At 62.7% G+C, this 2,782-nt stretch carries 3 protein-coding genes; all 3 read left to right on the top strand.

Going from position 1 to position 2,782, the window contains the following annotated elements; genetic code table 11:
- Positions 1-80 precede the first annotated feature (80 nt).
- Entirely contained in the window at positions 81-1,526 is a 1,446-nt protein-coding gene (locus EN993_RS32920) for a homospermidine synthase (RefSeq protein ID WP_109659290.1), read from the top strand.
- A gap of 85 nt (positions 1,527-1,611) precedes the next feature.
- Positions 1,612-1,992, top strand: a complete 381-nt coding sequence (locus EN993_RS32915; RefSeq protein WP_109659288.1) for a hypothetical protein — start codon at positions 1,612-1,614, stop codon at positions 1,990-1,992.
- 189 nt (positions 1,993-2,181) lie between these two features.
- On the top strand, positions 2,182-2,782 hold a 601-nt coding region (locus tag EN993_RS32910), incomplete at its 3' end, for a metallophosphoesterase (RefSeq protein WP_206532458.1).

Raw genomic sequence — 2,782 nt, 5'->3', positions numbered from 1 at the left:
GCGCATGGCCGCCGGGCAAAAATCCCCGGTTTTGCGCGTGTTTTCCCAGTTTCCTGGGTTTTGAAGGAGTGCTCGATAAAATGGCGAATGAAAACTGGCCCGTTTACGGTGAAATCACCGGCCCTGTCGTGATGATCGGCTTCGGCTCGATCGGCCGGGGAACGCTGCCGCTGATCGAGCGCCATTTCAAGTTCGACAAGTCGCGCATGACGGTCATCGACCCGCGCGACACCGACCGCAAGCTGCTCGACGAGCGCGGCATCGCCTTCGTCCAGGAAGCGGTGACCGAGAAGAACTACAAGAAGCTCTTGACGCCGCTTCTGACCAATGGCGGCGGCCAGGGCTTTTGCATCAACCTGTCGGTCGATACCGGCTCGGTGGACCTGATGCGGCTCTGCCGCAAGCTCGGCGTGCTCTACATCGACACCGTCGTCGAGCCATGGCTCGGCTTCTATTTCGACGCCAAGGCCGACAACGCCAGCCGCACCAACTATGCACTGCGCGAGTCGCTGCTCAAGGAAAAGCACGACAAGCCCGGCGGCGCGACGGCGGTCTCCACCTGCGGCGCCAACCCCGGCATGGTCTCGTGGTTCGTCAAGCAGGCGCTGGTCAATCTCGCCACCGACCTTGGCCTCGAGTTTTCAGAGCCCGCGCAGGACGACCGCGAGGGCTGGGCCAAGCTGATGAAGAAGGCCGGCGTCAAGGGCATCCACATCGCCGAGCGCGACACCCAGCGCGCCAAGAAGCCGAAGCCGATGGACGTGTTCTGGAACACCTGGTCGGTCGAGGGCTTCATCTCCGAGGGTCTGCAGCCCGCCGAGCTCGGCTGGGGCACGCATGAGACGTGGATGCCGAAGAACGCCAAGAAGCACAAGCACGGCTCGAAGGCCGCCATCTATCTGGAGCAGCCCGGCGCCAACACGCGCGTGCGCTCATGGTGCCCGACGCCCGGCGCCCAGTACGGCTTCCTGGTGACGCACAACGAGGCGATCTCGATCGCCGATTTCTTTACCGTACGCTCCAAGAAGGGCAAGGTGCACTACCGCCCGACCTGCCACTATGCCTATCATCCCTGCAACGACGCGCTGCTGTCGCTGGACGAGATGTTCGGCGCCGCCGGCAAGCCTCAGCCGGAGCACCACGTGCTCGACGAGAACGAGCTGGTCGACGGCGTCGACGAACTCGGCGTGCTGCTCTACGGCCATGACAAGAATGCCTACTGGTACGGCTCGCAGCTGTCGCTCGCCGAGGCGCGCAAGCTGGCGCCCTACCAGAACGCCACCGGCATGCAGGTCACCTCGGCGGTGCTCTCGGGCATGGTCTGGGCGCTGGAGAATCCCGAGGCCGGTATCGTCGAGGCCGACGAGATGGATTACAGGCGCTGCCTGGAAGTGCAGTCCCAGTATCTCGGACCGGTCAAGGGCTACTACACCGACTGGACGCCGCTCGATAACCGCCCTGGCCTGTTCCCGGAAGACCTCGACCGCAACGACCCGTGGCAGTTCCGCAACATCCTCGTTCGATAGCGGCCTGCCCGGGATACTCCATTGCCTTGCAATCGCCCGGAAATCGGGCGATTGAAGGGATGCGGACTGAGGAGAGGATTTTCATATGAACAACATTGCGCGCAAAGTTCTTTCGATGAGCGTAGCGGCGGCAGCCTTGGCCGGGCTTGCTGCTTGTACGACCAGTGGCCCCAATGAGCCGCCGATGGCAGCGGCGCCGAAAGGCGTCGAGGGCTCCTGGATCGACGCCAAGGGAACCGGCCTGTCGACCTTCGCCAGCGGCACCTTCACGACCGTCGCCACCGACACCGGTCAGAAGCTTGCCGATGGCAGCTACACGATGACCGGCGCCACGTCGGTGCAGATCAACGGCACGTCGCTGATCCGCCAGACCGCGGTCAGCTTCAACTGCCTGATGGTTTCGACAAGCCAGCTCAACTGCACCAGCTCCAGCGGCCAGAATTTCGTGTTGACACGGCGCGCCTGAACCAGCGAGCATTCGCTCCCCCAAGGACGGCGGCCGATTGGCCGTCGTCCTTTTTTATGCCGGCAAAGGTTCCCGGATTTCCGCTTGCGTCATCCGGAACGCGATGGGAACATGGCCAAAGCGCCGACTGTTATGTTCCAGTCAAGCAAGAGCGTTAAAGGCCTCTGATCAGCTTTCCGGGAGACGAAGATGAAGAAGCTTGCTGCCATTGCCGCCCTGTCCGCCTCAGCGCTCGGCCTGTCGGCCGGCGCATCCTTTGCCGACTACACGCTGAACATCCTGCACATCAACGACTGGCACAGCCGCATCGAAGGCAACAACAAATATGAATCGACCTGCTCGGCTGATGAGGAGACCAAGGGCGAATGCATCGGCGGCGCGGGCCGGCTGATCACCGCGATCGCCCAGGAGCGCAAGAAGCTGGAAGGCCAGAACGTGCTGCTGCTCAGCGCCGGAGACAATTTCCAGGGATCGCTGTTCTACACGACCTACAAGGGCAAGGTCGAAGGCGAATTCCTCAACGAGATGAAGTTCGACGCCATGGCGCTCGGCAACCATGAATTCGACGATGGCGAAGTGGCCTTGGCGCCGTTCCTCGACATGATCAAGTTCCCCGTGCTGGGCGCCAATGTGAAGGCCAACGCGCAATCCAAGCTCGGCGACCGCGTCAAGCCGTCTGTTGTCGTCGAGGTCGGCGGCCAGAAGATCGGCATCATCGGCGCGATCACCAACGACACGCCGGAACTCGCCTCCCCCGGCCCCAACGTCACTATCGAGGACGACGTCAAGT

The organism is Mesorhizobium sp. M7D.F.Ca.US.004.01.2.1, assembly GCF_003997785.1.
In the GTDB taxonomy this organism is placed as follows: domain Bacteria; phylum Pseudomonadota; class Alphaproteobacteria; order Rhizobiales; family Rhizobiaceae; genus Mesorhizobium; species Mesorhizobium loti.
Note: the sequence above shows the minus strand (reverse complement) of the source record. Positions and strands in the feature narration are given on the sequence as shown.

Bases quoted from the DNA above. Each gene is read 5' to 3' on its own strand.
- EN993_RS32920 (WP_109659290.1), top strand. From the start codon at position 81: ATGGCGAATGAAAACTGGCCCGTTTACGGTGAAATCACCGGCCCTGTC.
- EN993_RS32915 (WP_109659288.1), top strand. From the start codon at position 1,612: ATGAACAACATTGCGCGCAAAGTTCTTTCGATGAGCGTAGCGGCGGCA.